This window comes from Variovorax davisae, assembly GCF_030316845.1.
Lineage (GTDB): Bacteria > Pseudomonadota > Gammaproteobacteria > Burkholderiales > Burkholderiaceae_C > Variovorax > Variovorax davisae.
Map to the genome: position 1 here is coordinate 266,665 of NZ_JASZYS010000002.1, position 26,356 is coordinate 293,020.

Below are 26,356 nucleotides of genomic sequence, written 5' to 3' on the forward strand. Positions count from 1 at the left end.
GCTTACTTCTCGACGACCGCGAACAGGTCGTCTTCCTTCATGACCAGCAGTTCGTCGCCATCGACCTTAACGGTCTGGCCGCTGTACTTGCCGAACAGGACGCGGTCGCCGACCTTGATGTTCAGTGCGATCAGGTCGCCCTTGTCGTTCTTCTTGCCAGGACCGACAGCCAGCACTTCGCCTTGATCGGGCTTTTCGGCGGCGTTGTCGGGGATCACGATGCCCGAGGCGGTCTTGGTTTCGCTTTCAATGCGCTTGACGATCACGCGATCGTGCAAAGGACGAAGTTTCATTGCTTGCATCTCCTGATGGGAACGGGGTTGGGTCGGGCGTCGGCGTTGTGCCGATACCACATCGTTGGGCAGACGGCGCTGTTAGCACTCAACTGCAACGAGTGCTAATCATAAGGGTGTTTTGGGCCATTTCAAGGCGCAGGGACCGTTTTTGCAGGGGCATCGAGCCGTGCCGGGCTCGGGTATCTCGCGCCGAAAACGAGCCGTCCGCACGCTGGCGTCGAACACTGCAGTCTTGTTCTAGGGCGAGCACGGGACCGGAAACTTCGCGGCATTGATCCGCGAACGGCAACTGGCGGACCGAACCACCGCCGACGGTGGTCCGGGTTCGCGCCCGGGCGTTTCAGCCGCGCGGGGCGCCGGGCCGCAGCAGCGCCGCCAGCCGCGCGACGCCGCCCGTGCCGCTGGCTGCGCGGCCGATGAAGGCGCCCGCCGCGGCGCCGATCAGCGCCTTGCCGATCAGCGACCGGCTGCGGCCCGTGGCCATCATCAGCAGCAGGCCGACGCCCAGCACGATCAGGTGCTCGCCCGGCAGGTCGGGCCGGTTGGCGTCCGCATCCTTGACGGTCTTGACCAGTGAGTCGAGATTCATGAGGTCTCCGCAACTTTAAAAGCCGTTCATAGCGCGGGCGCCATGGCTTCGGTGTAGGCGATGGCCGGCGGCTGCATCCTCCGCTTGTCTTGGTTTCAGGACGTCGGCGAGATCGCCGCGTCGACGATGGTCTGGGCCTCGGCCAGGATCCGTTCCAGGTGCTCGGCGCCGCGGAAGCTCTCGCCGTAGATCTTGTAGATGTCCTCCGTGCCCGACGGCCGGGCGGCGAACCAGCCGTTCTGCGCGATCACCTTGATGCCCCCGATCGCACCGCCATTCCCGGGGGCATGGCTGAGCACGCTCTCGATCGGCTCGCCGGCCAGCTCGGTGGCGTGCAGTTGCTGCGGGCTCAGCGCCGACAGCTGTTTTTTCTGCTGCCGGCTGGCCGGTGCATCGATGCGGTTCGAGACCGGGTTGCCGAACTCGTTCGCCAATTCGGCGTAGAGCGCGCCGGGGTCGCGGCCGGTGCGGGCGGTGATCTCGCCGGCCAGCAGCGCCGCGGTGATGCCGTCCTTGTCGGTGGTCCAGACCGCACCGTCGCGGCGCAGGAAGGTGGCGCCGGCGCTTTCCTCGCCGACGAAGCCGAGCGAGCCGTCGACCAGGCCTTCCACGAACCACTTGAAGCCCACCGGCACTTCGTAGAGGCGGCGGCCGAGCCGCTTGGCCAGCGCATCGATCAGCCGCGTCGAGACCACAGTCTTGCCGACCGCCGCATCGGCGCCCCACTGCGGGCGGTGGCGGAACAGGCAGTCGATCGCGACCGACAGGTAGTGGTTGGGCTGCAGCAGGCCGGCGCTGCGGGTGACGATGCCATGGCGGTCGTGGTCGGTGTCGCAGGCGACGCCGACGTCGAAGCGGTCCTTGATGTCGAGCAACCGCTGCATCGCGTAGGTCGACGACGGGTCCATGCGGATCTGGCCGTCCCAGTCGAGCGTCATGAAGGCGAAGCGGGGGTCGACCGTCTCGCTGACCACGCTGAGGTCGATCCGGTAGCGCTCGGCGATTGCGCCCCAGTAGTGGACGCCGGCGCCGCCGAGCGGATCGACGCCCATGCGCACGCCCGCTTCACGGATCAGGTCCATGTCGATGACATTGCCCAGGTCGGCCACGTAGGCGGCCAGGAAGTCGTGGCGGTGCGTGGTGGCCGCCTTGAGGGCCTTGTCGTGCGGCATCCGGCGCACGCCCGCGAGGCCTTTCTCGAGGAAGCCATTGGCCGCCTCCTGCACCGGGCCCGTGATGTCCTGGCCGGCCGGTCCGCCGTTGGGCGGGTTGTACTTGAAGCCGCCGTCGCGCGGCGGGTTGTGCGAGGGCGTGACCACGATGCCGTCGGCCAGGCCGCTGGTGCGGCCGCGGTTGTAGCCGAGGATGGCATGCGAGAGCGCGGGTGTCGGCGTGAATTCGTCACCGCTGGCCAGCATCACCTCGACGCCGTTGGCGGCCAGCACCTCGAGCGCGCTGGCGGCCGCGGGCGCCGACAGCGCGTGCGTGTCGATGCCGAGGTAGAGCGGCCCGTCGATGCCCTGCGCCCGGCGGTGGTCGCAGATCGCCTGGGTCATGGCCAGCACGTGCCATTCGTTGAACGAACGCTCGAAGGCGCAGCCGCGATGGCCCGAAGTGCCGAAGGCGACGCGTTCGGTCGCGACCCCCGGGTCGGGGCGCTCGGCGAGGTAGGCGGCGCGCAGCGCGTCGACGTCGATGAGGCTGTCCGGGGGGGCCGGTCGGCCGGCAAGGGGGCTGAGTCGTGAGGCCATGAATGCTCTCCTGGGCAATGCCCGAGTGTCTCAAAGGATGGGCCATGCGCACAGATCGGCGATGCGCTCGATGGTGATGTCCGGGGCCGGTTGGCCGGCGAACGCCTGCGGGGCGAGCGCGTACTGGCCCTGGCGAGGAAAGACCGTGGTGAGCCGCTCACCCCATCCGGCCTTCATCGCCGAGAGGATTCGCGGCTTGTCGTCGACCATCACGTAGTGGCGGGCCGGATAGCGCTTTTGCACCGCATCGAGCATCAGCTCCTTGTGGACGTAGATCAGCACCCGCCCCTCGACCGCCCGCCAGAGGCCCGAGCGCTGCACCTTGCGCGGCTGGAACACCACGTCGCCATCCGACAGGATCACCGGCAGGCCGAAGCGCTGCAGATGGGTGATGACCTGCAGGGCGCCGGGGTAGAGCCGTTCGGCGAAGGGATAGTCGAGCAGGAAGCTCGAAAGCTGCAGCAGCCGGGGGTCGCTCATCCGGTCGCCGGGCTCGCCCAGGCGATAGTGCTGCAGCGCACCCAGGTAGTCGGTGTAGCCGAACGCGTCGCGCAATTGCTCGAAACAGCGCCAGTAGCGCTCGGCCCCCACGGGGCCGAGGTCGTCGACCAGGCGGCGGCGCAGGTCGTCGAGCACGCCATCGAAGTCGAGCAGCGTGTTGTCGACGTCGAGCAAGAAGACGATGTCCTGCATCCGCAGTCTCCTAGAGCAAGTCGCTCGGCACGAACCACGAGAACAGCAGCAGCTTGAGCTTCACCAGCATGTTGGCCTCGGGCTCGTCGTCGTAGACCGCGTCCTCGCCATCGGTGCTGATCCACTGGATCTTGTCGGTGCCGGGCTTCAGCCGCAGTTCGTACGCGCTTTCGACATTGTCGACCTGGTAGGCATCGAGCAGGCGGTGGGCGACCTCGAAGCTCTCCAGGCGCACCCCGAGTTCGGTGTTGATGTGGGCCGAACGGGGATCGAAGTTGAGCGAGCCGATCAGCGACCACTCGCGGTCGATCAGCGCCAGCTTGGCGTGCAGGCGGCCGCGCGACTGGCGGAACACCTTGCGCAGGTTCAGGCTGCGCTTGATCTGTTCGGAGCTCACTTCGTACAGGCGCACGCCGAGCCGCAGCATCTCGACGCGGTAGTTGTTGTAGTTGATGTTGACCAGCGGCTCGTCGGTGTCGGCCAGCGAGTTGGTGGCGACGCTCATCTGGACGTCGCGGGCGCGCAGCCGGGCGATCTGCGCCATGCCCTCCTCGCCGGGCAGGAAGTAGGGCGACACGATGTCGACGCTGAAGCGCGCCTGGTCGAGCTGCACCCGCATGCGCTCGGCCACGGTGGGGGGGCGGCGCTCGCGGGCCCACTCGCCGTCGTCGGTCTGCAGCGCCTTGGTGGGCGAATCCGCCACCGCGTTGGCGCGTGCCGGGATCATCTCGAAGCGGCCCTGGGCGATCAGGGTGCCGAGCGGCGGGTCGCCGAACATGTCGGTCTCGGGCGGTGTCGGGGGCAGCGGCGCTTCCTTGCGCGAGGTCCGCCGGTCGAACTCGGCCCGCAGCTCGGCGGTCGAGTCGATCGCCGGCACGATGGTGTGCAGCGGGTAGACCACCTCGCTGTTCCAGTAGTTGTCGAAGATGGTCTGCAGTTCGGTCACGACCGGTCCCGCCAGCAGCATGTCGAGGTCGATGAAGTTGGCGCCCTCGCTGCGCAGGAAATACTCGTCCGCCAGGTTGCGCCCGCCGGCGATCGCGAAAGCACCGTCGGCCATGAAGAGCTTGTTGTGCATGCGGTGGTTGAGGCGGCGGAAGTCGGCCGCGAAGCCCATCCAGCGGGTGGCCGAATGGTCGCGCCCGGCCACGAAGGGGTTGAACAGCCGGATCTCCACGTTCGGCCAGGTGGCCAGGCCGAGCAGCAGCGGATCCAGCTTGGTCGTGTAGAAATCGTCCAGCAGCAGGCGCACCCGCACCCCGCGCCGGGCGGCGTCGCGCAGCTCGCGCAGGATCAGCTTGCCGGTCTTGTCGTTGCCCAGCAGGTAGTACTGCAGGTCGAGCGAGGACTGGGCGCGCCGGATCAGCTCCAGCCGCGCGTCCAGCGCGAAGGCGCCCTGGGCCAGCACACGGGCGCCGGACAGGCCCTCGGTCGAGCCGTTGAAGGGCGCGGCCAGCCGGCCCAGTTCGTTGGACGGCGAGGCCGCGATGGCCGGGACGTAGGGCGACGCGGGGACGGCCGGCAGCCCGGCGCAGGCCGACAGCAGGCAGGCGAGGGCGAGGACCAGGCAGCGAAGCAGCATTGGGGGACCGCGGCAAGGCGACCGGAAGGGGACTCCGCCCCGGATGGGCGGCCCGCGGATCGTAGCCGGCCAGCCGCATTGTTGCGGCCCATCGCCCATCGGGACTTGTTCAGGCTTCGTTCATGAATAGAATGCGAATCATTATCAATCGCAAAATACAGCCATTCTTCCAATGAGGATCTCGCCCCGTCGCCGCCGCGCCGCCGCCATGTTCGCCGGTTGCCTCTCGCTTCCTTTGCAGGCCCAGGTGATGGCCCAGACCCCGGCGGCCACCACGCTGCCGGAGGTGCGGGTGGACGCCAACGCCGAAACCGAGACCGCCACCTCGCCGGTGGTCGGCTACCGGGCCCGCAACGCCACCTCGGCCACCAAGACCGACACGCCGCTGTCGGAGACGCCGCAGTCGGTCACGATCGTGACGCGCGACCAGATGACCGACCAGGGCGCGAACAATGTCCAGGACGCGCTGACCTACGCGGCCGGCGTGCGATCGGATGCCTACGGCGTCGATTCGCGCACCGACAGCGTGCTGGTGCGCGGCGGCACGCCCGACGAGTACCTCGACGGCCTGCGCAAGAACTTCGACTACTACACCAGCAACGCCCGCACCGACACCTACACGCTGGAGCGCATCGAAGTGCTGCGCGGCCCTTCGGCCATGCTGTTCGGGCAGGGCAGCACGGCCGGCATCATCAACATGGTGAGCAAGCGGCCGCTGGCCGAGGCCCAGCGCGAAGTGGGCGTGCAGTTCGGCAGCTGGAACCGTGCCCAGCTGCAGACCGACCTGACCGGCCCGCTGACCGAGGACGGCCAATGGCTCTACCGCCTGATCGCGGTCGGGCGCAATGCCGACACGCAGGTGGACTACGTGCGCGACGACCGCCAGCTGATCGCGCCTTCGCTCACCTGGCGGCCGAACGCGGCCACCTCGCTGACCCTGCAGGCGCTCTACCAGAAAGACAAGTCGGGCTCGACCTCGCAGTTCTTCCCGTGGGAAGGCATGCTGCTGCCGAATCCCAACGGCCTGCTCGCCACCAACCGCTTCATCGGCGAACCGGGCTACGACCGCTACGACACCGAGCGCGCCACCGCGGGCTGGCTGTTCGAGCACCGCTTCAACGACCAGTGGGCGGTGCGCCAGAACCTGCGCTACACCCACAACGACGTCGACTACACCGGCTTCTATGGCGACGCCTTCACGGTGCCGGGCGGCTGGGCCGGCGATCCGGTCAACAAGCGGCTGTTCGGGCGCTTCTGGGACTCCAGCATCACCAAGGTCAACATGCTGACCGCCGACCAGAACGTCGAAGGCCGCTTCCAGACCGGCGGCGTGCAGCACCAGGTGCTGGCCGGCTTCGACTACGCGGACTACTCGATGAACAAGCGCTCGGGCTTCGACTACCCGACCTACCTGGGCGGAGGGCAACCGCTGATCGACGCCTACGCGCCGGTCTACGGCCAGCCGTTCCCCACCTACGATCTGGTCGACAGTCCGAAATCGACGCAGACGCAGTACGGCTACTACCTGCAGGACCAGATGAAGTTCGCCAGGAACTGGATCGTGCTCGGCGGGCTGCGCTACGACGACGTCACCAACGGCCTGGTCGGCAGCGACGACCAGAAGAGCCATGCGACCACCAAGCGCTTCTCGCTCATGTACGCGGCCGACAACGGCGTCTCGCCCTACCTGAGCTATGGCGAGTCGTTCACGCCGGTGGCCGGGCTCAACGCCAACAACCAACGCTTCACGCCGCAGCGCGGCAAGCAGTGGGAGGTCGGCATCAAGTACCTGCCGGCCGACCGGCCGATCCAGCTCACGGCGGCGGTCTACGACCTGCGCGAGGACAACCGCCTGGTGCTGGACGCGAGCGGCGGCACCAACTACCTGCAGGCCGGCAGCACGAAGACCAAGGGGGTGGAACTCGAGGCCAAGCTCACGCTGGCGCGCGACTGGGACCTGATGGGCTTCTACAACTACACCGACGTCGATCCGCAACTGGCGCAGGTGCCGCGCAACCAGGCCGCGGTGTGGGGCAAGTACCGCTTCACGGTCAACGGACTGCCGGGCTTCTCGGCCGGTGCCGGCGTGCGCTGGATGTCTGCCTTCACCGACGGCGTGGCGCCCGAGACGCCGGCGGTGACGCTGCTCGACCTGGTGCTGGCCTACGAGACGGCCAAGTGGCGGCTGGCCCTCAACATCAACAACGTGACCGACAAGGTCTACAACTCGGTGTGCCTGTCCCGGGGCGACTGCTGGTGGGGGGCGCGCCGCAACGCCATCGCCAGCGCGACCTATCGATTCTGAGTCTGACGGACAATTCCCGCGATGAACAGCCGACGAATCAAGACCTGGGCCTGGGTGCACAAATGGAGCAGCCTGGTCTGCACCGTGTTCATGCTGCTGCTGTGCCTGACGGGCCTGCCGCTGATCTTCCACCACGAGATCGGCCACCTGCTGGGCACCGAGATCGAGGCGCCGAAGATGCCGGCCAACACGCCGCGCGCCAGCCTGGACCGCGTGCTCGACGCCGCCAAGGCGCTGTATCCGGATCGCGTGGTGCAGTTCGTGTCGCAGCCCGAGGACGACGACGCCCTGTGGTTCGTCACGCTGACGCCGACACCGGCGCCGACCGACGACTTCAAGTCGGTCGCGGTCGACGCCCGCACCGCCCGGGTGCTGGGGCAGCCGCCGACCGACGAAGGCTTCATGTACGTCATGTTCAAGCTGCACGTCGACCTGTTCGCGGGGCTGCCCGGCAAGCTCTTCCTGGGCTTCATGGGCCTGCTGCTGCTGGTCGCGATCGTCTCGGGCGTGGTGCTGTACGCGCCCTTCATGCGCAAGCTCGATTTCGGCACCGTGCGGCGCGAGCGCCGGCCGCGCCTGAAGTGGCTGGACCTGCACAACCTGCTGGGCATCGTCACGCTGGTGTGGGCCTTCACGGTGGGCGCCACCGGCATGATCAACACCTGGGCCGACCTGATCATCAAGTACTGGCAGTACGACCAGCTCAGCACGCTGCTGCACCCGTACCAGGGGCAGCCGGTGGTGCCGACGGCGGAGCGCGCCTCGGTGCAGAAGGCGCTGGACGTCGCCTTCGAACGGGCGCCGAACACCAAGCTGTCGTTCATCGCCTTTCCCGGCACCTCCTTCTCCAGCCCGCATCACCACACGGTGTTCCTGCGCGGCAACGAACCCTTCACCTCGCGGCTGCTGCAGCCGGTGCTGGTCGATGCCAAGACCAGCGAGATCACCGCCAGTCCGCGGCTTCCGTGGTACCTGACCGGGCTGCTGGTCTCGCAGCCGCTGCATTTCGGCGACTATGGCGGCATGCCGATGCAGATCCTCTGGGCGCTGCTCGACATCGCCACCATCATCGTGCTGGGCAGCGGGCTCTACCTCTGGCTGAAGCGCCCCAACACGGTGCCGGCAGCGGCCCGAGCGGAGGCGGCCCTGCAGGAAGCGGACGCCGCGCTGGCTCCGTCCGGCGCGGCCGCGAAGGCCGGCACATGAGCGGGCACGGAAGCGGGCGCGCGAGGCACGAGCGACACTCCTGGCGGCTCTGGGGCTGGCCCGTCGTGATCGGCGTGCTCACCGCGGTGGGGCTGGTGTCGGCGTTGTTCAGCGACGGCGGCGTGGGCGATGCGGTGGCCTGGGTCACGCTCGGCATTCCGGTGGTGGTGGGCGCATGGTGCGGCTGGGGCCGTCGCACCAAAGACGACTAGGCCCGCGGTGGCCATCCCGCACCGGGCGCCATAGGGTATTGCCCACCCGGGACAGGTGAAGCGCGCGACGCAGAATCGCCAGCGATGAAATTTTCTGCCACCGCCATCGCTTGCCTCCTGTCCGCCGCCTGGTTCCCGGTCCAGGCCCAGGATCCCGCCAGCGGCGCCGCAAGCGCACCGGCGCTGGGCGAGGTCACGGTGTCCACACCCGCCGGGCCGACGCCCCTGTTCGACGTCGCCGGCTCGGTCGACCGGGTGGAGGGCGCGGACATGCGCGACAGCCGGCTCGGCGTGAACCTGTCGGAAAGCCTGAGCGGCGTGCCCGGCCTGCAGATCCAGAACCGGCAGAACTACGCCCAGGACCTGCAGATATCGATTCGCGGCTTCGGTGCCCGCTCCACCTTCGGCGTGCGCGGCGTGCGGCTGTACGTCGACGGCATTCCGGCGACCCTGCCCGACGGCCAGGGCCAGACCTCCAACATCGACATCGGCTCCGTGGACCATGTCGAGGTGCTGCGCGGCCCGTTCTCGGCGCTCTACGGCAACTCCTCGGGCGGCGTGGTGCAGTCCTTCACCGAGACCGGCGAGGGACCGCCCAGGCTCGCCTTCTCGTTGGCGGCCGCCAGCTTCGGCACGACCCGTACCGGGGTCATGGCCAGCGGCTCCTCCGGCGCGGTCGACTACCTCCTGAGCGCCGGGCGCTTCGAGACCGACGGCTACCGCGACCACAGCGCGGCCGATCGCAACATCGTCAACGGCAAGTTCGGCCTCGCGCTCGACGACGGCAGCCGGCTGACCCTGGTCGCCAACAGCGTGCACCTGAAAGCGCAGGACCCGCTCGGCCTCACGGCCGACCAGTACGCGCTGAACCGGCGCAGCGCCGCCGTCGCCACGCAGTACGACACCCGCAAGAGCGTCGAGCAGACGCAGGCCGGCCTGACCTACGAGCGCCGCCTCGACGGCGACAACGCGCTGCGCATGATGGTCTACGGCGGCGGGCGCAAGACCTCGCAGTACCAGGCCATCCCGCCCGCCGCGCAGCTGAGCCCGACCAGCGCCGGCGGCGTGATCGGGCTGGAACGCGACTACGGCGGCGCCGACCTGCGCTGGACCTCGCAGATGCAGCTGGCCGACCGGCCCTTCGAGCTGGTCGCCGGGCTGGAATACAACAAGCTGCGCGAGCACCGCACCGGCTACGAGAACTACCTGGGTTCGGTCGCGCGGCCGGTGCTGGGTGTCCAGGGGCGGCTGCGCCGCAACGAGATCAACGAGGTCTACAACCTCGACCCCTATGTGCAGGGCAGCTGGCGCCTCGCCGAGCGCTGGACGCTCGAAGCCGGTGTGCGCCGCAGCAGCGTGGACTTCGATTCGCAGGACCACTACATCGTCGGCGCCAACGGTAACGACAGCGGCAGCGCGCGCTACACCCAGACGCTGCCGGTGGCGTCGCTGCGCTACCAGGCCACGCGCGACCTCGCGCTCTACACCTCGGTGGGCCGCGGCTTCGAGACGCCGACGCTCAATGAGCTGTCGTACCGTCCCGACGGGCAGGGCGGGCTCAACTTCGCGCTGCAGCCGGCGGTCAACGACAGCGTCGAGGTCGGCGCCAAGGCGCGGCTGGCGGGCGGCCTGCTGACGGCGGCGCTCTTCAAGACCCGGACCAGCGACGAGATCGTGACCGCGACCAATGTCGGCGGCCGGGCCACCTTCCAGAACGCCGGACGGACCACGCGCGACGGCTTCGAGCTGGCCTGGCAGCACGAGAGCGAGAACCACTGGCGCACCCAGCTGGCCTACACCTGGCTCGACGCCCGCTACAGCGACACCTTTTGCACCACGGTCCCGTGCACGGCGGCCGGCCTGGTGCCGGGCGGCAACCGGATTCCGGGCATCGCGCCGCAGTCGCTGTTCGCTTCCTTCGGCTGGGTGCCGCCGCAGGGCTGGCGCGCCGGCACCGAACTGCGCGCACTCGCCAGCGTCGAGGCCAACGACCGCAACACCGTGAGCGCGCCCGGCTATGCGGTCGCCGCGCTGTTCGCCGGCTACCTGATGCAGTGGCAGCGCTGGGACCTGAACGCGTTCGCCCGGGTCGACAACCTGTTCGACCGGCAGTACATCGGCTCGGTGATCGTCAACGAGGGCAATGCCCGCTATTACGAGCCAGCCCCTGGGCGCAACTGGACGATCGGCATGAGTGCGGCGTATCGTTTCTGAGTTGCGGACTGTGGGAGAAGCCCATGGAATTCAAGGATCGACGCGACGCCGGCCGTGCGCTCGCCAAGGCGCTGCAAGCCTGGCGCGGGCGGCCTGGTGTCCTGGTGCTGGCGTTGCCGCGCGGCGGCGTGCCGGTGGCCTGGGAAGTCGCCCGCGCGCTCGGCGCGCCGCTCGATGTGCTGGTGGTGCGCAAGCTGGGTTTTCCGGGGCAGGAAGAATATGCCATGGGCGCCATTGCATCCGGCGGCGTGCGCGTCATGGGCGAGGTGGACGGCGGCTGGCCGGTCTCGGCACGGGAACTCGAAGCGGTCGTCGCGCGGGAACAGGCCGAACTGGTGCGGCGTGAGCAGCGCTATCGCGCAGGACGACCGCCGCTCGATCTGGCCGGCCGCGTCCTCATCCTGGTGGACGACGGCCTCGCGACCGGCGCCACGATGAGCGCCGCGGTGCAGGCGGCGCGCGCGGGACGCCCGCAGCGGGTCATCGTCGCCGTGCCGGTGGCCTCCACCGAGGCGGTGCAAGGGCTGGGCGCGCTGGCCGACGAGGTGGTGTGCCTCTTCACGCCGGAACACTTTCGCGCGGTGGGGCTCTGGTACCAGGATTTCGGGCAGACCTCCGACGAAGAGGTCTGCCGCCTGCTGGACGCAGGCTGAAGGGCCTTACAGGCCGGCGGCCGCGCGCAGCGCTTGCGCGTTGGCCGTGCTTTCCCAGGTGAACTCGGGCTCTTCGCGGCCGAAGTGGCCGTAGGCCGCGGTCTTGCCGTAGATCGGGCGCAGCAGGTCGAGCATCTGGATGATGCCCTTCGGGCGCAGGTCGAAGTGCTCCTGGATCAGCGCCGCGATCTTCTCGTCGGGAATGACGCCGGTGCCTTCGGTGTAGACCGTCACGTTCATCGGCTTGGCGACGCCGATCGCGTAGGCGACCTGGATCTGGCACTGGCGCGCCAGGCCGGCGGCGACGATGTTCTTGGCCACGTAGCGTGCGGCGTAGGCGGCCGAGCGGTCGACCTTGCTCGGGTCCTTGCCCGAGAACGCGCCGCCGCCGTGCGGGCAGGCGCCGCCGTAGGTGTCGACGATGATCTTGCGGCCGGTCAGGCCGCAGTCGCCCTGCGGGCCGCCGATGACGAAACGGCCGGTCGGGTTGATCAGGTAGCGCGTGTCCTTGATCCACTCCTTGGGCAGCACGGGCTTGATGATCTCCTCGATCACGGCTTCGACGAACGAGGCCTTCATCTTGGTCGACGTCTCGCTCTGGTCGGGGTGGTGCTGGGTCGAGAGCACCACGGTGTCGATGCTATGCGGCTTGCCGTCGACATAGCGCATCGTCACCTGGCTCTTGGCGTCGGGACGCAGGAACGGCAGGCGGCCGTCCTTGCGCAGCTGGGCCTGGCGCTCGACCAGGCGGTGCGCGTAGTAGATCGGCGCGGGCATCAGCTCGGGCGTCTCGTCGCAGGCGTAGCCGAACATCAGGCCCTGGTCGCCGGCGCCGGTGTTGAGGTGGTCGTCGCTCGCATGGTCGACGCCCTGGGCGATGTCGTTCGACTGCTTGTCGTAGCAGACCATCACCGCGCAGCCCTTGTAGTCGATGCCGTAGTCGGTGTTGTCGTAGCCGATGCGCTTGATGGTGTCGCGCGCCACCTGGATGTAGTCGACGTGCGCATTGGTCGTGATCTCGCCCGCGAGCACCACCAGGCCGGTGTTGGTCAGCGTCTCGGCGGCCACGCGCGAGCGCGGGTCCTGTTCGAAGATCGCGTCGAGGATCGCGTCCGAGATCTGGTCGGCCACCTTGTCGGGGTGGCCTTCGGAGACGGATTCGGAAGTGAAGAGGAAATCGTTCGCCATGTGTTTCTAACTCCGTAGCAGCAGGTCAATTGGCGCGTTGCCAACCCGTTTCGGAGCTCTGGCGAACGCTTTAGCAGTGGTGTTTAACGTCGCCCTGCAAGTAGTTCCATAACTCAGCGACAATTTGCATTCTATCCGAGCCGCGCTGTACCCTGCGCGCGCGTCCTTGTCCATCCCCATGTTTCGATGATTGCCTTGTTCAGATTGCTCGCCCGTGTTCCGCTGCCCGTGATGCATGCGGTCGGCGGCTGGTTGGGCTGGCTGGTCTGGTGGTTCGCACCCGACTACCGCCGCCGTTTCCGGGAGAACGCCGAGGCGGCGGGCTTCACGCCGGCGCAGTACCGTCCCGCGATCGCCGCCGCCGGCGCCATGGTCGGCGAGCTGCCCTGGGTCTGGGCCCGTCCGCGCGACGAGAGCCTGCTGCCGCACATCGTGCGCTGGGACGGCATCGAGGCCTTCGAGGCCGCGCTGGCGGCGCGCAAGGGCGTGATCCTGGTGTCGCCGCACCTCGGCAGCTGGGAAACCTTCGGCCAGGCGGTGGGCGAGCGTTTCTTCAAGGACTACGGCCCGATCACGGCGCTGTTCCGGCCGGCACGCAAGAAATTCATGGCCGACCTGATCGCCGGCTCGCGCGACCGGCCCGGGCTGCAGACCCTCCCGACCACCGTCTCCGGCGTGCGCGGCCTGATCCGCACGCTGCGCGGCGGCGGCTACACCGGCCTGCTGCCCGACCAGGTGCCGCCGCTGGGGCAGGGGGTCTGGGCGCCGTTCCTGGGCCGGCCGGCCTACACCATGACGTTGCTGCCGCGCCTGGCGCAGCAGACCGGCGCCCGGGTGTTCCTGGGCGTCTGCGAGCGGCTGCCGCGCGGCGCCGGCTACGCGATCCGTTTCGTGCCCTTCGACGGCACCGCGATGAGCGACCCCCAGGCCACACCGGAGGCCGCCGCCACCGCCATGAACGAAGGCATCGAGAAGCTGATCCGCGCCCTGCCGGGCCAGTACGTCTGGGACTACGCCCGCTACAAGCAGCCGCGCGCCGAGGCGGCGGTGGGGGCGGCGACATGAGCAAGCTCACTTCCAAGCTCGGCATCGGCTTCATGCGTGCACTGGCGCATGTGCCATTCCCCCTGGTGCGCGGCTTCGGCGCGGTGCTCGGGCGCGTGCTGCACGTGCTCGCGGTGCCGCGGCGGCGCGTGGTCGACACCAACCTGGCGCTGTGTTTTCCGGCCAAGTCGGCGGCCGAACGACGCCGCATGGCGCGTCAGACCTTCGTCTACGTGGCGCAGTCCTGGTTCGACCGCAGCTGGCTCTGGCATGCGCCCGAAGCGGTGGTGGCGCGCCGCCTCAAGGTGGTGGGCACGGCCGACGTGATCGAGGAGATCGCGCACGGCCACGAACCGATGATCCTGTTCGCGCCGCATTTCTACGGGCTCGATGCGGCCGCCACGGCGCTCACCATGCACACCGACCGGCCGTCGACCACCATCTACACCACGCAGCGCGATCCGATGGTCGACCAGTGGGTCAGCGAGGGCCGCAAGCGCTTCGGCAACGTGATCACGCTGAACCGGGTCGACGGCATCAAGCCGATCGTCGCCGGCCTGCGCAAGGGCGGCCTGCTGTACCTGTTGCCGGACATGGACTTCGGCCGCGACCAGACGGTGTTCGTGCCCTTCTACGGCGTGCAGGCCGCCACCGTGCCCTCGCTGTCGCGCTTCGCCCGGCTGGGGCGGGCCAAGGTGGTGCCGGTGGTCTCGAAGCTCACCCGCGACGGCTACGAGATCGAGGTGCTGCCGGCCTGGGAGGACTTCCCGAGCGAGGACGCGGTGGCCGATACCGCCCTCATGAACCAGCGCCTGCAGGGCTACATCGACACCATGCCGTCGCAGTACTACTGGGTGCATCGGCGCTTCAAGACCCGGCCAGAGGGCGAGAAACCGGTGTACTAGGACTTTGCGGGACAGACCAGGAAACTGCGCAGCAGTTTTTGCTCTGTCCTCGACCGACTAGGAGTGGCGCAGGAAGGCCTCGATCTCGCCGGCGACGAACTTGGGCTGCTCGTGCACCACCCAGTGCGTGGCGCCCGGCACCCGGATGATCTCGAGCTTCGGCACGTAGCCCTCCAGGCCTTCCAGCAGCCCGGGCAGCAGTGCCTTGTCGTCGAGCGCCCACAGGACCAGGGTGGGCGCGGCGACCGTGAGCTTGTCGTGGGGCATGTCCGGCATCGCGGGCGCCGGCTGGCCGGACATGGCCGGCTTCAGCGGCGTGACGCGATAAAGGTTGCAGGCGCCCGTGAGGCCCGCGTCCCAGACCTCGCGGTACTGGTCCTTGACCGCGTCGGTGAGCCAGCCGAAGCCATCGGCGCCGGCCTTCATGCCGAGGAACATGGGCCACATGCGGCGGTAGTCGTCGGCCGCCAGCAGCGCCTCGGCATCCGGCCGGGCCAGGAAGTTCATGTAGGCGCTGGCGGCCTGCTGATCCGGGTTGTTCCGCAGCTCGCGTGCGAAGGTGCCGGGATGCGGCGAGTTGATGATCACCAGGCGTCCCAGCCGGTCGCCGTGCCGGTTGCCGAAGCCCCAGCCGAAGGCGCCCCCCCAGTCGTGCGCCACCAGCACCTCGATGCGGCCGGCCGGGTCCTCGCTGGCCGCGAGTTCGGCGAGGTCCTGCACCAGGAGGTGGGCGCGGTAGGCCGAGACCTCGGTGGGGGCGCTGGACCGTTCGAAGCCGCGCAGGTTCGGTGCGATGCAGCGGAAGCCGCCGTGCTCGGGCGCGGCGAAGTGCTCGAGCAGCGCGTCCCAGATGAACGCGGCCTCGGGAAAACCGTGCAGGAACACCATCAGCGGCCGGCCGGGGGCGCCGGCCGCACGGCAGCTCAGGGTGGTGCCGTTCGGCAGGGCGCGGGCGAAAGTCTCGATCACAGGCGGTCTCCTTCGTTGTCCATGCGGCGAGAAGGCGCCAGCGCCGGGGTCAGGGCTGCTCGTCGATGGGGGCTTGCTCGGGTGGCGGCTCGGAAGGTGGCGCGGGCTGCCCGTCCTCCGGATGCGCCCAGCGCCACAGCAGCTCGGCCGCCTCGTCCACGCCGTGCTGCTTCAGGGCCGAGAACAGTTTGACCTCGCCGCCGCCGGCCTGCAGTCGCGCAATCGACAGCGCCTTGGCGCCGTCCGAGCGCGTCAGCTTGTCCGACTTGGTCAGCAGCACCAGGAACTTGAGCCCCTGCTCGACCCGCGGCCGGATCACGTCGAGCAGGATGTCGTCGAGCTCGGTCAGGCCGTGGCGCGGATCGCACATCAGCACCACGCCGCGCAGGTTCGGACGGGTCATCAGGTAGTTGCCCATCACGCGCTGCCAGCGCAGCTTGGCCTCCTTCGGCACGGCCGCATAGCCGTAGCCGGGCAGGTCGGCGAGCACCGCGTCGTCGACCTTCTGCTTGCCGACGCCGAACAGGTTGATGTGCTGGGTGCGGCCCGGCGTCTTCGAGGCGAAGGCCAGCCGGGTCTGCTGGGTCAGGGTGTTGATGGCGGTCGACTTGCCGGCATTCGAGCGGCCGACGAAGGCGATCTCGGGCAGGTCGAAGGTCGGCAGATGCTCGAGCTGGGGCGCGCTCGTGAGGAAGTGGGCGGTGTGCAGCCAGCCGCGCGCCACGCGGGCGCGTTCGGCCGCCTGGGGGTCGACGGCGGTCGCTTTGCGGGAGTAGCTGGCGGCGGGCTTCCGCGGCGGGGTGGTCATCGATGGGCTTTCGGTACGGGGCGCCATTGTAGAATCGCCGGGTTTTGCGCCATAAATCCAAGCCCCCGATATGAAGTTGTTTGCCAAATTTCTGCTTGCAGCCCTGTTGGGCGCCGCCGCCAGTGCCAGCTTCGCGGCTGACGAGCCCGCTGCAAAGCCGGCTGCCGAGGCGCCCGCCAAGGCACCGAAGCCCGACCCCGCCAAGGGCGACACGGTCTTCAATGCCACGCCGGCCAACAGCCAGAGCTGCGCCTCGTGCCACAACGCGGACGGAAATTCGGCCATCGCGGCGAACCCCAAGCTGGCGCAACAGCATCCCGAATACATCCTCAAGCAGCTGCAGGACTTCAAGTCCGGCAAGCGCAAGAGCGCGATCATGAAGCCCATGGCCGCCGCCCTGTCGGACGAGGACATGCGCAACATCGCCTGGTTCGTGGCCTCGAAGAAGATCAAGCCGGGCTTCGCCAAGGAGAAGGACCTGGTCGGCCTGGGCGAGCGCATCTTCCGCGGCGGCATCGCCGATCGCCAGATCCCGGCCTGCGCCGGCTGCCACAGCCCGAACGGCGCCGGCATCCCGGTCCAGTACCCGCGCCTGGGCGGCCAGCACGCCGAGTACACCGCGCAGCAGCTGACCCTGTTCCGCGAAGGCACCCGCCTCAATTCGACGGTCATGACCGGGGTGGCGGCCAAGCTCAGCAACAAGGAAATCACCGCAGTCGCCGACTACATCGCCGGCCTGCGCTGAACGCCGGGCGCTCCCGCCTGAACCAACCGCCCATAACAAACTCCTAACAAGGCGGGTCCATCCGGCAGGATGGCCCGCCTTGTTTGCTTTCCACGCCTCGCACCGATGTCAGTCTCCACCCACGGCCTTCGCGTCCGCCGCGGCCCCCACGCGGTCCGCGCGGCGGTGGAGCTGTTGTCGTCGATGCGCTTCGCGATCGCGCTGCTGACCATCATCTGCATCGCCTCGATCATCGGCACCGTGCTGAAGCAGCACGAGCCGGTCGGCAACTACGTGAACCAGTTCGGCCCCTTCTGGGCCGAGCTGTTCCGCGCCGCCCGGCTCGACTCGATCTACAGCGCCTGGTGGTTCCTGCTGATCCTGCTGTTCCTGGTGATCAGCACCTCGCTGTGCATCGCCCGCAACACGCCGCACATCCTGCGCGACCTGAAGACCGTCAAGGAAGGCATCCGGGCCCAGAGCCTGAAGGCCTTCGGCCAGCGCGCCGAGACCGTGCTGGCCGAGACGCCCGACGGCGCCGCCCAGCGCATCGGCGCGCTGCTGGCGGGCGGCGGCTGGAAGGTCAAGCTCCAGCACCGCGAGGCCGAAGGGCGCAGCCTGGGCTGGATGGTCGCCGCGCGCGCCGGCGGAGCCCACAAGCTCGGCTACATCGCCGCCCACGGCGCGATCGTGCTGGTCTGCATCGGCGGGCTGTTCGACGGCGACCTCGTGGTGCGGGCCCAGACCTGGTTCAACGGCAAGAGCGTCTACACCGGCGGCGGCCTGATCAAGGACGTGGCGCCCGAGCATCGCCTGTCGCCGCGCAACCCGACCTTCCGCGGCAACATCCTGGTGCCCGAGGGCGCACAGTCCAGCGTCGCGATCCTGAACCAGGCCGACGGCGTGCTGCTGCAGGACCTGCCGTTCTCGATCGAGCTCAAGAAGTTCATCGTCGAGTACTACTCGACCGGCATGCCCAAGCTGTTCGCCAGTGAAGTGGTGCTGCACGACCGCGAGACCGGGGAGCAGCTGCCCAAGCGCATCGAGGTCAACCATCCGGCGAGCTACAAGGGCGTCGAGATCTACCAGTCGAGCTTCGACGACGGCGGCTCGAGCGTGAAGCTCAAGGCGGTGCCGATGGGTGCGGCCGCCAAGCCCTTCGAGATCGACGGCACCATCGGCGCCAGCAGCGAGATCACCAACGGCAGCGACCGGCTCACGCTCGAGCTGGTGGCGCTGCGCGTGATCAACGTCGAGAACTTCGCCGATGGCGGCGGCGCCATGACCAGCGGCGCCGACGTGCGCAAGGTCGACCTGCGGCACGACCTCGAGTCGCGCCTGGGCGCGGCCAACAAGACCAACAAGCCCAAGGTGCTGCGCAACATCGGCCCCAGCATCGGCTACAAGCTGCGCGACGCCTCGGGGCAGGCGCGCGAGTTCCAGAACTACATGGTGCCGGTCGACACCGGCGACGGCCAGCCGGTGTTCCTGCTCGGGGTGCGCGAGCGGCCGGAGGACCCGTTCCGCTACCTGCGCGTGCCGGCCGACGAGCAGGGCTCGATGGAAGGCTTCGTGCGCATGCGCGCCGCCCTGGCCGATGCGCGGCTGCGCGACCGCGCCCTCGACCGCTACATCGCGCGCGCCACCGACCCCAAGCGCCCCGAGCTGGCAGCCCAGCTGCGCGCCTCCGCGGCCCGGGCGCTGGCGCTGTTCGCCGGCACGGAACGCGCCAAGGTCGATGCAATCAGCAGCGGCGGCTGGCAGGCGGTGGCCGAGTTCATGGAGGCCAACGTGCCCGAGGCCGAGCGCGAACGCGCGGCCGCCGTGCTGGTGCGCATCCTCAACGACGTGCTGTTCGAGGTGCTCAACCTCAGCCGCGAGCAGGCCGGCCAGGCCGCCATGCCGCCCGACGAGACGTCGCAGCGCTACCTCACGCAGGCGGTGCTGGCGATCAGCGACGCCCACTTCTATCCGGCCCCGGTCGCGATGATGATGACCGACTTCAAGCAGGTCCAGGCCAGCGTCTTCCAGGTCGCACGAGCCCCTGGCAAGAACATCGTCTATCTGGGCTGCCTGTTGCTGATCGTGGGCATTTTTGCGATGCTGTACGTGCGCGAGCGCCGGCTCTGGGTGTGGCTCGCGCAGGACGGCGACAACGCCCGGGGCACGGCGGCGACCCTGGCCTTCTCGGTCAACCGCAAGACCATCGACAGCGACCGCGAATTCGAGCACTTGAAGCACAAGCTGCTCGCCATCACGAAAGACCCCGCGTCATGACGACCACCACGCTCACGCTCAACGACAGCTGGCTCTCGCGCCGCAACGCCCTCGACTGGGTGTTCGCGCTGCTGGTGCTGGCTGGCGCCGTCTTCGCCTTCTCGCGCTACCACGGCGCGATGGACTACTACGAGCAGACGATCCTGGTGGCGGCCGTGCCCGCCGCCGTCTGGCTGGGCTGGTTCTGGCGGCCGCTGCGGGTGCTGGCGATCGTGGTCGCGGCCGCCGCGCTGCTGGCCATCGCGTCCTACCAGGGCGACCTGGCGCGCGCGGACACGGTGTTCCAGCTCAAGTACTTCCTCTCGAGCCAGTCGGCCATCCTCTGGATGAGCGTGCTGTTCTTCATGAGCACGATCTTCTACTGGATCGGTTTCTTCAGCGGCCGCCAGGGCGACGCCATGGACCTGATCGGCTCGCGCCTGGCCTGGGCCGCGGTCACGATGGCGCTGATCGGCACCATGGTGCGCTGGTACGAGAGCCACCAGCTCGGCCCCGACATCGGCCACATCCCGGTCAGCAACCTGTACGAGGTGTTCGTCCTCTTCTGCTGGCTCACCGCCACCTTCTACCTGTACTTCGAGTGGCGCTACCGCACCCGCGCGCTGGGGGCCTTCGTGATGCTGGTGGTCAGCGCCGCGGTCGGCTTCCTGCTCTGGTACACGCTGGTGCGCGACGCCCACGAGATCCAGCCGCTGGTGCCGGCGCTGCAGAGCTGGTGGATGAAGCTGCACGTGCCGGCCAACTTCATCGGCTACGGCACCTTCTCGCTCGCCGCCATGGTGGCCTTCGCCTACCTGATCAAGGAGCAGGCCGGCGAGACCCGCTGGTACAAGCTGACGCCGATCTGGCTGCTCGGCGTGGCGCTGTGCTTCGTGCCGGTGGCGTTCCGCCAGCGCGTGCAGGAGGCCGGCGGCAGCTACTGGGTCGGCTATGCCGCGATCTCGGCGCTGATCGCCGCCGGCATCCTGATGGGCCGCAAGCGCATCGCCGCGCGGCTGCCGGCCAACGAGGTGCTCGACGACGTGATGTACAAGTCGATCACGGTCGGCTTCGCCTTCTTCACCATCGCCACCGTGCTGGGTGCGCTGTGGGCTGCCGACGCCTGGGGCGGCTACTGGAGCTGGGACCCGAAGGAAACCTGGGCGCTGATCGTCTGGCTCAACTACGCGGCCTGGCTGCACATGCGGCTCGTGAAGGGCCTGCGCGGCACCGTGGCGGCCTGGTGGGCGCTCGGCGGCCTGGCCGTGACCACTTTTGCCTTCCTCGGCGTCAACATGTTCCTGAGCGGGCTGCACAGCTACGGAACTTTGTAGCCGCGCAGCCGGTCTTTCGCTCGTGAAATGATCCGCAAGCGCCTGGGCAGCGTAACCGGATCTGCATCGGCAACGAACTCCCTCTGACTGAGCGTTTTCAGGCGAAAGGCATTCCATGTTGATTCATTCCCGCGACGACGGCTTCCTCCATCCGCGTTCGAGCGAGATCACGCCGAAGGGCGTCTACGAAGGCCGGCGCGACATGCTGCGCTGGCTGGCCGGTGGCGCCGCCGGCGCGGCCATGGCTTCCTGGGCGGCGCGCGACGCGCTGGCGCAGGCGGCGGCACCGGGCAAGCTGGCGCCGCTGGCGGGCGCGAAATCGGCGGTCCCCGGCGCCCAGACGATGGAAAAGCTGACCGACTACAAGGACGCCACCAGCTACAACAACTACTACGAGTTCGGCACCGACAAGGGCGATCCGGTCAAGAACGCCGGCACCTTGAAGACCCGGCCCTGGACGGTGGAGGTCGAAGGCCTGGTCAAGAAGCCGGGCAAGTACGGCATCGAGGACCTGATCAAGCTCAGCGCCCAGGAAGAGCGGATCTACCGCCTGCGCTGCGTCGAGGGCTGGTCGATGGTGATCCCCTGGGTCGGCTACTCGCTGTCGGAACTGATCAAGAAGGTCGAGCCGCAGGGCAACGCCAAGTACGTCGAGTTCCTGACGCTGGCCGATCCCAAGACCATGCCTTTCGTCGGCTCGCGCGTGCTCGAGTGGCCCTACGCGGAGGGCCTGCGCATGGACGAGGCGATGCATCCGCTGACCTTGCTGACTTTCGGCATGTACGGCGAGGTGCTGCCGAACCAGAACGGCGCCCCGGTGCGCATCGTGGTGCCCTGGAAGTACGGCTTCAAGAGCGCCAAGTCGATCGTCAAGATCCGCTTCGTCGAGAAGGAGCCGGGCACGGCCTGGAACAAGGCCGCGGCCAACGAGTACGGCTTCTATTCCAACGTCAACCCGAACGTCGACCATCCGCGCTGGAGCCAGGCGACCGAGCGGCGCATCGGCGACGGCGGCGGGCTGTTCGCCAAGCGCAGCAAGACCCAGATGTTCAACGGCTACGAGGCCCAGGTCGGCCAGCTGTATGCCGGCATGGACCTGAAGAAAAACTACTGAGCGCGGCGCCGTGAACAAGCTGCTGATGCACCCGGCCGCCAAGCCGGTGGTGTTCGTGCTCTGCCTGCTGCCCTTCGCGTGGCTGTTCTACGGCGCGCTGACCGACGGGCTCGGCGCCAACCCGGCCGAATACCTGATCCGCTCGACCGGCGACTGGACCTTGCGCTTCATCTGCATCGTGCTGGCGGTGACGCCGCTGCGCGTCACGCTCAAGGTCAACGCGCTGGCGCGCTTTCGCCGCATGCTGGGCTTGTTCGCCTACTTCTACGTGGTGCTGCACCTGCTGAGCTACAGCTGGTTCGACATGGGCTTCGATGTGCCCGAGATCGCCAAGGACATCGCCAAGCGGCCGTTCATTTTGGTCGGCTTCTCGGCCTTCGTGCTGCTGACGCCGCTGGCCGCGACCTCGTTCAATCGCGCCATCAAGGCGCTGGGCGCCAAGCGCTGGCAGGCGCTGCACAAGCTGGTCTACGGCATCGCCGGGCTGGGCCTGCTGCACTTCTTCTGGATGCGGGCCGGCAAGAACAACTTCGCCGAAGTGTTCGTCTACGCCGCGATCATCGCCGTGCTGCTCGGCTGGCGCGTGTGGAACTTCATGCGCAACAAGAAGCTGCCTCGGCCGATCGCCGCGGCGGCTCCCCGCGCGCCGGTCAGTCGTTGAAACGTTCGCTCGCGAGCTGGTCGTCGATCGACTCGCGGCGGCGGATCAGCGTCGCCTGGGTGCCGCTCACCAGCACCTCGGCGGCGCGGCCGCGCGTGTTGTAGTTGCTGGCCATGGCCATGCAGTAGGCGCCTGCGGACAGCACCGCCAGCAGGTCGCCCGATGCCACCTGGAGCGCGCGGTCGCGGCCGATCCAGTCGCCGCTTTCGCAGACCGGGCCGACCACGTCGTAGGTCGTGGCCGGGCCGGCGCGCTCGGCCAGCGGCACGATCTGGTGGAAGGCCTGGTACATGGCCGGGCGGGGCAGGTCGTTCATCGCCGCATCCACGATGCAGAAGTTCTTTTCCTCGCCCGGCTTGAGGTACAGCACCTCGGTCACGCACACGCCGGCATTGCCCACCAGCGAGCGGCCGGGCTCGACGATCAGCCGGCGCTGGCCGAAGCCGCGGGCATCGAGCCGCGCGAGCAGCTGCTGCCAGAGCGCATCGGCGGCGGGCGGGGTGTCGCCGTTGTAGTCGATGCCCAGGCCGCCGCCGAAGTCGAGGTGGTCCAGCGGCACGCCGGCCGCCTCGATCGCCTCGACCAGGTCGAGCACGCGCTCGAGCGCCTCGAGGTAGGGCGAGGCGTCGGTGATCTGGGAGCCGATGTGGCAGTCGATGCCGACCACCTGCAGGCCCTTGAGCGCGGCCGCGTGGCGATAGATCGGGACCGCGCGGTCGTGGGCGACGCCGAACTTGTTGCCCTTGAGCCCGGTCGAGATGTAGGGATGGGTCTTCGGGTCGACGTTGGGATTGATGCGGATGCTGACCGCGGCGCGGCGGCCTTCCTCGAGCGCGACCGCATTGAGCACGTCGAGCTCGGCTTCGCTTTCGACGTTGAAGCAGCCGATGCCGGCCGCCAGCGCCTGCCGCATCTCGGCCCGGGTCTTGCCCACGCCCGAGAAGATCACCTTGGCCGGGTCGGCGCCGGCGGCCAGCACCCGCGCCAGTTCGCCGCCGGAGACGATGTCGAAGCCGCAGCCGGCCTCGGCGAAGACGCGCAGCACGCCCAGCGAGGAATTGGCCTTGATCGCGTAGCAGACCAGCGCATCGCGGCCCTCGAAGCCGCGCTGGTAGGCGGCGAGGGCGTCGAGCATCCATTGCTTCGAGTAGACGAACAGGGGGGTGCCGTGTTCGCGCGCCAGGTCGGCGAGCGCCCGGCCCTCGACCTGCAGCGCGCCGTCCTGGCGTGCGATGTGGGGATGGCCCGGAAGCCTTGCGGCGGTGGTGGCGGTCACTGGCTGGCTCCTGCAGGGGCGCTGGCGGCGGCTGCCGGCGGCTTGGCGGGGGCATCGCCGGCAGCGGTGGCGGGCGGCGTGGGCAGCAGCAATCCGGGCAGCGTGGTGCGTTCCTTGGCGAGCGGATCGGTGGGCAGGTACAACGCGCCCTTCTGGCCGCAGGCCGCGAGGCCGACGCCGAAGAGGGCGAGGCCCAGGGCGCTCACTAGAATTTGGCGAACTTTCAACATGGCGAAATTGTACTTTTCGACCTGGACACGCCTTGCGACCCTTACGTGAACCGTCATCGCCCACGCTGGGCTACAAGCCCGAAATCGACGGATTGCGTGCCCTCGCCGTCCTGTCGGTGATCGGCTTCCATGCGTTTCCAACGGTCTTTCCCGGCGGATTCGTCGGGGTGGACGTCTTCTTCGTCATCTCCGGCTACATCATCACGCGCCTGTTGCATGCCGAGTGGCGGTCGACCGGCTCGATCGACCTGTCGGCCTTCTATGCGCGGCGTGTTCGCCGGATCTTTCCGATGCTGGTGGTGGTGGTCGCCTGCACCCTGGTGGCGTCGGACCTGCTGCTGCAGGGCATCGGACAAGTGGAGGCGGTTGGGCGATCCGCGGCGGCGTCCCTGCTGTTCGTGGGCAATCTCTACTTTCAGGCCAATACCGGGGGCTACTTCGACCCGGTCGTCGAGCGGCTGCCATTGCTGCATCTGTGGTCGCTCGGAGTCGAAGAACAGTTCTACTTGCTGTGGCCGCTTTTGATGGTGCTGGTGCTGCGCCGGCGACCCGGCCGCTTGTTCGGGATCGTCGCGGCCTGCGCGCTGTGCTCGTTCCTGATCGCGCTCGGCCTGGGCATGGTCAGCCCGAATGCCGCCTTCTACCAGATGCCCGCAAGATTCTGGGAACTGGCCGCCGGCGGGTTGATCGCTCTGCGGACATGGCATCGTCCCGTCTCCAGCCGGCTTCTTGCGGTCAGCGCCATCGGCCTGCTGGTGGTGGCGGTCCTTCTGCCTGGGGCGCTGCCCGGCGGCGTGCGCGTTCCGCTCGCCGTGATCGGTGCTGGAATGCTCGTGTACGCGAGTCACACCAATGCCGACCTCGGCCGGATCGGCGGCGTGCTGCGCTCCCGCCCGGCGCTGTTCTTCGGGCTGATTTCCTATTCGCTCTACCTGTGGCACTGGCCGCTGCTCGCGCTGGCACGCGCCGTGCACCCCGGTCAGGCACCGGTGCTCACGCGCGCCATTCTGTGTGCCGCGTCGGTGGCGCTCGCATGGGCCAGCTTCCGCCTGGTCGAGAACCCGCTCAGGCATCCCGCGCGGACCACGCCGGATCGCCAACTGGTCTTTGCGGGACTGCTGACATCGCTGGTGCTCGCCTATTGCAGCGTCGTCTTCACCGACGCCATGGTGAGAGGCCCGGGCGAAGACAGTCCGGCGGCGCGCATCAGCCGGGACTTCCCCGAAAACCGCTTTCGTTGCCACGCGGTGGGCGACGAGGCCGTCACTCAGGTTCCGAAACGCGGCTGCAACTCAGACGTGGACAAACCGGTGCGAGTCGCCATCTGGGGCGACTCCACGGCGCTCGCATGGCAACCGTTCGCATGGGCGCTTGCGCAGCGCGAAGGTGCTGCCGCGATCAGTTTTTCCAGGGACGCCTGTCCGCCGGCGATCGATTACGACAATCGAAAGCGGTTCCTGGAGGCGCAGCGCTGCAGGGAGTTCAACGCACGGGTGATCAGCGAAGTGGAAGCGGTCGATACCTTGATCCTGTCTGCGGCCTGGGTGGCCCATGCCGGCGAGGACGATTTCGCGCGCCAGATCGAGGCGACGGTCGCCCGTGTCGCGCCTCGGGTGCGGGACGTTCTCATCCTGGGCCCCACGCCTTATTTGAACGAGTCCGCTTCGGCGTGTCTGGACTCGCCGCAGGCCATGGCCTGCTCGGTGAGCCGACAGGAATTCGACCGACAGGCCGCGTCCTCCCGGACGTTCATCAGGGGCCTGCAGGCGAAACACGCCAATGTCAGCTACATCGAGCCGGCGGGGTTCTTCTGCGATGCCGATCGCTGCCCGGCGATCAAGGAGGGTTATGGCCTCTACTGGGACAGGAACCATGTCTCCTCGACGGCAGTGCGCAAGTTCTCGGAGGGTTTCCTCGCCGCGCGCTCGACGGGGTGGGCGGCCCCACTGCCGATGAACTGAAGCCGGATGCAGGAAAATGAGCTCTGTTCCAAGACTGAGAGCCTCGATGACCGACCCCGAATACATGGACCGCGCGGAAGCCGCACTGGCAGCGATCGAGCGTGGCTGCGACCGCATCAACGACGAGAGCGACGTCGACATCGACAACCAGCGCGTCGGGGGAATGATCACGATCACCTTCCGCAACGGCAGCCAGCTGATCGTCAACCTGCAAAAGCCGCTGCAGGAGATCTGGCTCGCCGCGCGTTCCGGCGGCTACCACTACCGGCACGACGGCCGGGGCTGGGTCGACACCAAGACCGGCGAGGAGTTCTTCGGCAACCTGTCGCGCGAGGCGACCCTGCAAGCGGGCCAGCCCCTGCAGTTCATCGCCGGCTGAGCGCAG

Annotated in this window: 24 protein-coding genes; 14 read left to right on the forward strand and 10 right to left on the reverse strand. The window is 68.5% G+C overall.

The annotated features are described in order from the left end of the window. Nucleotides 1-2 precede the first annotated feature (2 nt). From groES to QTI33_RS05535, 5 genes are all read right to left on the reverse strand, one after another. Nucleotides 3-293, reverse strand: a complete 291-nt coding sequence (groES, locus tag QTI33_RS05515; protein ID WP_068675691.1) for a co-chaperone GroES — start codon at nucleotides 291-293, stop codon at nucleotides 3-5. 343 nt (nucleotides 294-636) lie between these two features. Beyond that, the gene (locus QTI33_RS05520) at nucleotides 637-885 is read right to left on the reverse strand and encodes a hypothetical protein (protein WP_286504781.1); all 249 of its coding nucleotides are present in this window, start codon (nucleotides 883-885) and stop codon (nucleotides 637-639) included. A gap of 95 nt (nucleotides 886-980) precedes the next feature. Continuing rightward, nucleotides 981-2,636, reverse strand: a complete 1,656-nt coding sequence (gene pgm / locus QTI33_RS05525; protein WP_286504782.1) for a phosphoglucomutase (alpha-D-glucose-1,6-bisphosphate-dependent) — start codon at nucleotides 2,634-2,636, stop codon at nucleotides 981-983. Between the two features lie 30 nt (nucleotides 2,637-2,666). After that, nucleotides 2,667-3,329: an HAD family hydrolase gene (locus tag QTI33_RS05530; protein ID WP_286504783.1), complete on the reverse strand. Its 663-nt coding sequence runs from the start codon at nucleotides 3,327-3,329 to the stop codon at nucleotides 2,667-2,669. 10 nt (nucleotides 3,330-3,339) lie between these two features. Then, entirely contained in the window at nucleotides 3,340-4,911 is a 1,572-nt protein-coding gene (locus QTI33_RS05535) for a phospholipase D family protein (protein ID WP_286504784.1), read from the reverse strand. Nucleotides 4,912-5,083: 172 nt separating this feature from the next. Between QTI33_RS05535 and QTI33_RS05540 the strand changes: the two genes are divergently transcribed. The 5 genes from QTI33_RS05540 (at nucleotide 5,084) to QTI33_RS05560 (ending at nucleotide 11,501) form a co-directional block, all read left to right on the forward strand. Beyond that, on the forward strand, nucleotides 5,084-7,216 hold the full coding sequence (locus QTI33_RS05540; RefSeq protein WP_286504785.1) for a TonB-dependent siderophore receptor: 2,133 nt from the start codon (nucleotides 5,084-5,086) through the stop codon (nucleotides 7,214-7,216). Between the two features lie 21 nt (nucleotides 7,217-7,237). After that, nucleotides 7,238-8,422 (forward strand): PepSY-associated TM helix domain-containing protein, encoded by a 1,185-nt coding sequence (locus QTI33_RS05545; RefSeq protein ID WP_286504786.1) that lies wholly within the window; start codon nucleotides 7,238-7,240, stop codon nucleotides 8,420-8,422. After that, nucleotides 8,419-8,634 carry a hypothetical protein gene (locus tag QTI33_RS05550; RefSeq protein WP_286504787.1) on the forward strand — a complete coding sequence of 72 codons (216 nt, stop codon included), beginning with the start codon at nucleotides 8,419-8,421 and terminating at the stop codon, nucleotides 8,632-8,634. The genes QTI33_RS05545 and QTI33_RS05550 overlap by 4 nt, the downstream gene beginning before the upstream one ends. A gap of 84 nt (nucleotides 8,635-8,718) precedes the next feature. Further along, entirely contained in the window at nucleotides 8,719-10,848 is a 2,130-nt protein-coding gene (locus tag QTI33_RS05555) for a TonB-dependent receptor domain-containing protein (RefSeq protein ID WP_286504788.1), read from the forward strand. 23 nt (nucleotides 10,849-10,871) lie between these two features. Continuing rightward, nucleotides 10,872-11,501, forward strand: coding sequence for a phosphoribosyltransferase (locus QTI33_RS05560; RefSeq protein WP_286504789.1), 630 nt, complete (start codon nucleotides 10,872-10,874; stop codon nucleotides 11,499-11,501). A 6-nt stretch (nucleotides 11,502-11,507) separates the two neighbouring features. Here the strand turns inward: QTI33_RS05560 and metK are convergent, their stop codons facing one another. Further along, nucleotides 11,508-12,689 carry a methionine adenosyltransferase gene (gene metK, locus QTI33_RS05565; protein ID WP_286504790.1) on the reverse strand — a complete coding sequence of 394 codons (1,182 nt, stop codon included), beginning with the start codon at nucleotides 12,687-12,689 and terminating at the stop codon, nucleotides 11,508-11,510. A gap of 186 nt (nucleotides 12,690-12,875) precedes the next feature. On the opposite strand from metK, the gene QTI33_RS05570 reads away from it, so the two are divergent. After that, nucleotides 12,876-13,754 (forward strand): lysophospholipid acyltransferase family protein, encoded by an 879-nt coding sequence (locus QTI33_RS05570; RefSeq protein WP_286504791.1) that lies wholly within the window; start codon nucleotides 12,876-12,878, stop codon nucleotides 13,752-13,754. Then, nucleotides 13,751-14,638 carry an LpxL/LpxP family acyltransferase gene (locus QTI33_RS05575; RefSeq protein WP_286504792.1) on the forward strand — a complete coding sequence of 296 codons (888 nt, stop codon included), beginning with the start codon at nucleotides 13,751-13,753 and terminating at the stop codon, nucleotides 14,636-14,638. Before QTI33_RS05570 ends, QTI33_RS05575 begins: the two co-directional genes overlap by 4 nt. 57 nt (nucleotides 14,639-14,695) lie before the next feature. On the opposite strand, the gene QTI33_RS05580 is transcribed toward QTI33_RS05575, so the two are convergent. Next, nucleotides 14,696-15,607, reverse strand: coding sequence for an alpha/beta fold hydrolase (locus tag QTI33_RS05580; protein ID WP_286504793.1), 912 nt, complete (start codon nucleotides 15,605-15,607; stop codon nucleotides 14,696-14,698). A 49-nt stretch (nucleotides 15,608-15,656) separates the two neighbouring features. Then, on the reverse strand, nucleotides 15,657-16,415 hold the full coding sequence (gene yihA / locus QTI33_RS05585) for a ribosome biogenesis GTP-binding protein YihA/YsxC (protein WP_286504794.1): 759 nt from the start codon (nucleotides 16,413-16,415) through the stop codon (nucleotides 15,657-15,659). Between the two features lie 70 nt (nucleotides 16,416-16,485). Between yihA and QTI33_RS05590 the strand changes: the two genes are divergently transcribed. The 5 genes from QTI33_RS05590 to msrQ all read left to right on the forward strand — a co-directional run bounded on the left by QTI33_RS05590 (nucleotide 16,486) and on the right by msrQ (nucleotide 22,504). Further along, complete coding sequence (locus tag QTI33_RS05590; RefSeq protein WP_286504795.1) at nucleotides 16,486-17,160, forward strand: c-type cytochrome; 675 nt, start codon at nucleotides 16,486-16,488, stop codon at nucleotides 17,158-17,160. A gap of 105 nt (nucleotides 17,161-17,265) precedes the next feature. After that, nucleotides 17,266-19,416: a cytochrome c biogenesis protein ResB gene (locus QTI33_RS05595; protein ID WP_286504796.1), complete on the forward strand. Its 2,151-nt coding sequence runs from the start codon at nucleotides 17,266-17,268 to the stop codon at nucleotides 19,414-19,416. Beyond that, nucleotides 19,413-20,729: a c-type cytochrome biogenesis protein CcsB gene (gene ccsB, locus QTI33_RS05600; RefSeq protein WP_286504797.1), complete on the forward strand. Its 1,317-nt coding sequence runs from the start codon at nucleotides 19,413-19,415 to the stop codon at nucleotides 20,727-20,729. Before QTI33_RS05595 ends, ccsB begins: the two co-directional genes overlap by 4 nt. A gap of 115 nt (nucleotides 20,730-20,844) precedes the next feature. Further along, a complete protein-coding gene (msrP, locus tag QTI33_RS05605) occupies nucleotides 20,845-21,843 on the forward strand; it encodes a protein-methionine-sulfoxide reductase catalytic subunit MsrP (protein ID WP_286504798.1) in 999 nt (332 codons plus the stop codon). A 10-nt stretch (nucleotides 21,844-21,853) separates the two neighbouring features. Then, nucleotides 21,854-22,504: a protein-methionine-sulfoxide reductase heme-binding subunit MsrQ gene (gene msrQ / locus QTI33_RS05610; RefSeq protein ID WP_286504799.1), complete on the forward strand. Its 651-nt coding sequence runs from the start codon at nucleotides 21,854-21,856 to the stop codon at nucleotides 22,502-22,504. Here the strand turns inward: msrQ and lysA are convergent. After that, nucleotides 22,494-23,780: a diaminopimelate decarboxylase gene (gene lysA, locus QTI33_RS05615; protein WP_286504800.1), complete on the reverse strand. Its 1,287-nt coding sequence runs from the start codon at nucleotides 23,778-23,780 to the stop codon at nucleotides 22,494-22,496. The genes msrQ and lysA overlap by 11 nt on opposite strands. Beyond that, nucleotides 23,777-24,010 (reverse strand): LPS translocon maturation chaperone LptM, encoded by a 234-nt coding sequence (gene lptM / locus QTI33_RS05620; protein ID WP_286504801.1) that lies wholly within the window; start codon nucleotides 24,008-24,010, stop codon nucleotides 23,777-23,779. The genes lysA and lptM overlap by 4 nt, the downstream gene beginning before the upstream one ends. A gap of 32 nt (nucleotides 24,011-24,042) precedes the next feature. On the opposite strand from lptM, the gene QTI33_RS05625 reads away from it, so the two are divergent. Together QTI33_RS05625 and cyaY are read left to right on the forward strand one after the other, a co-directional pair. Beyond that, nucleotides 24,043-25,971 (forward strand): acyltransferase family protein, encoded by a 1,929-nt coding sequence (locus QTI33_RS05625; RefSeq protein WP_286504802.1) that lies wholly within the window; start codon nucleotides 24,043-24,045, stop codon nucleotides 25,969-25,971. A 46-nt stretch (nucleotides 25,972-26,017) separates the two neighbouring features. Further along, a complete protein-coding gene (gene cyaY / locus QTI33_RS05630; protein ID WP_286504803.1) occupies nucleotides 26,018-26,350 on the forward strand; it encodes an iron donor protein CyaY in 333 nt (110 codons plus the stop codon). The last annotated feature ends 6 nt before the right edge of the window (nucleotides 26,351-26,356 follow it).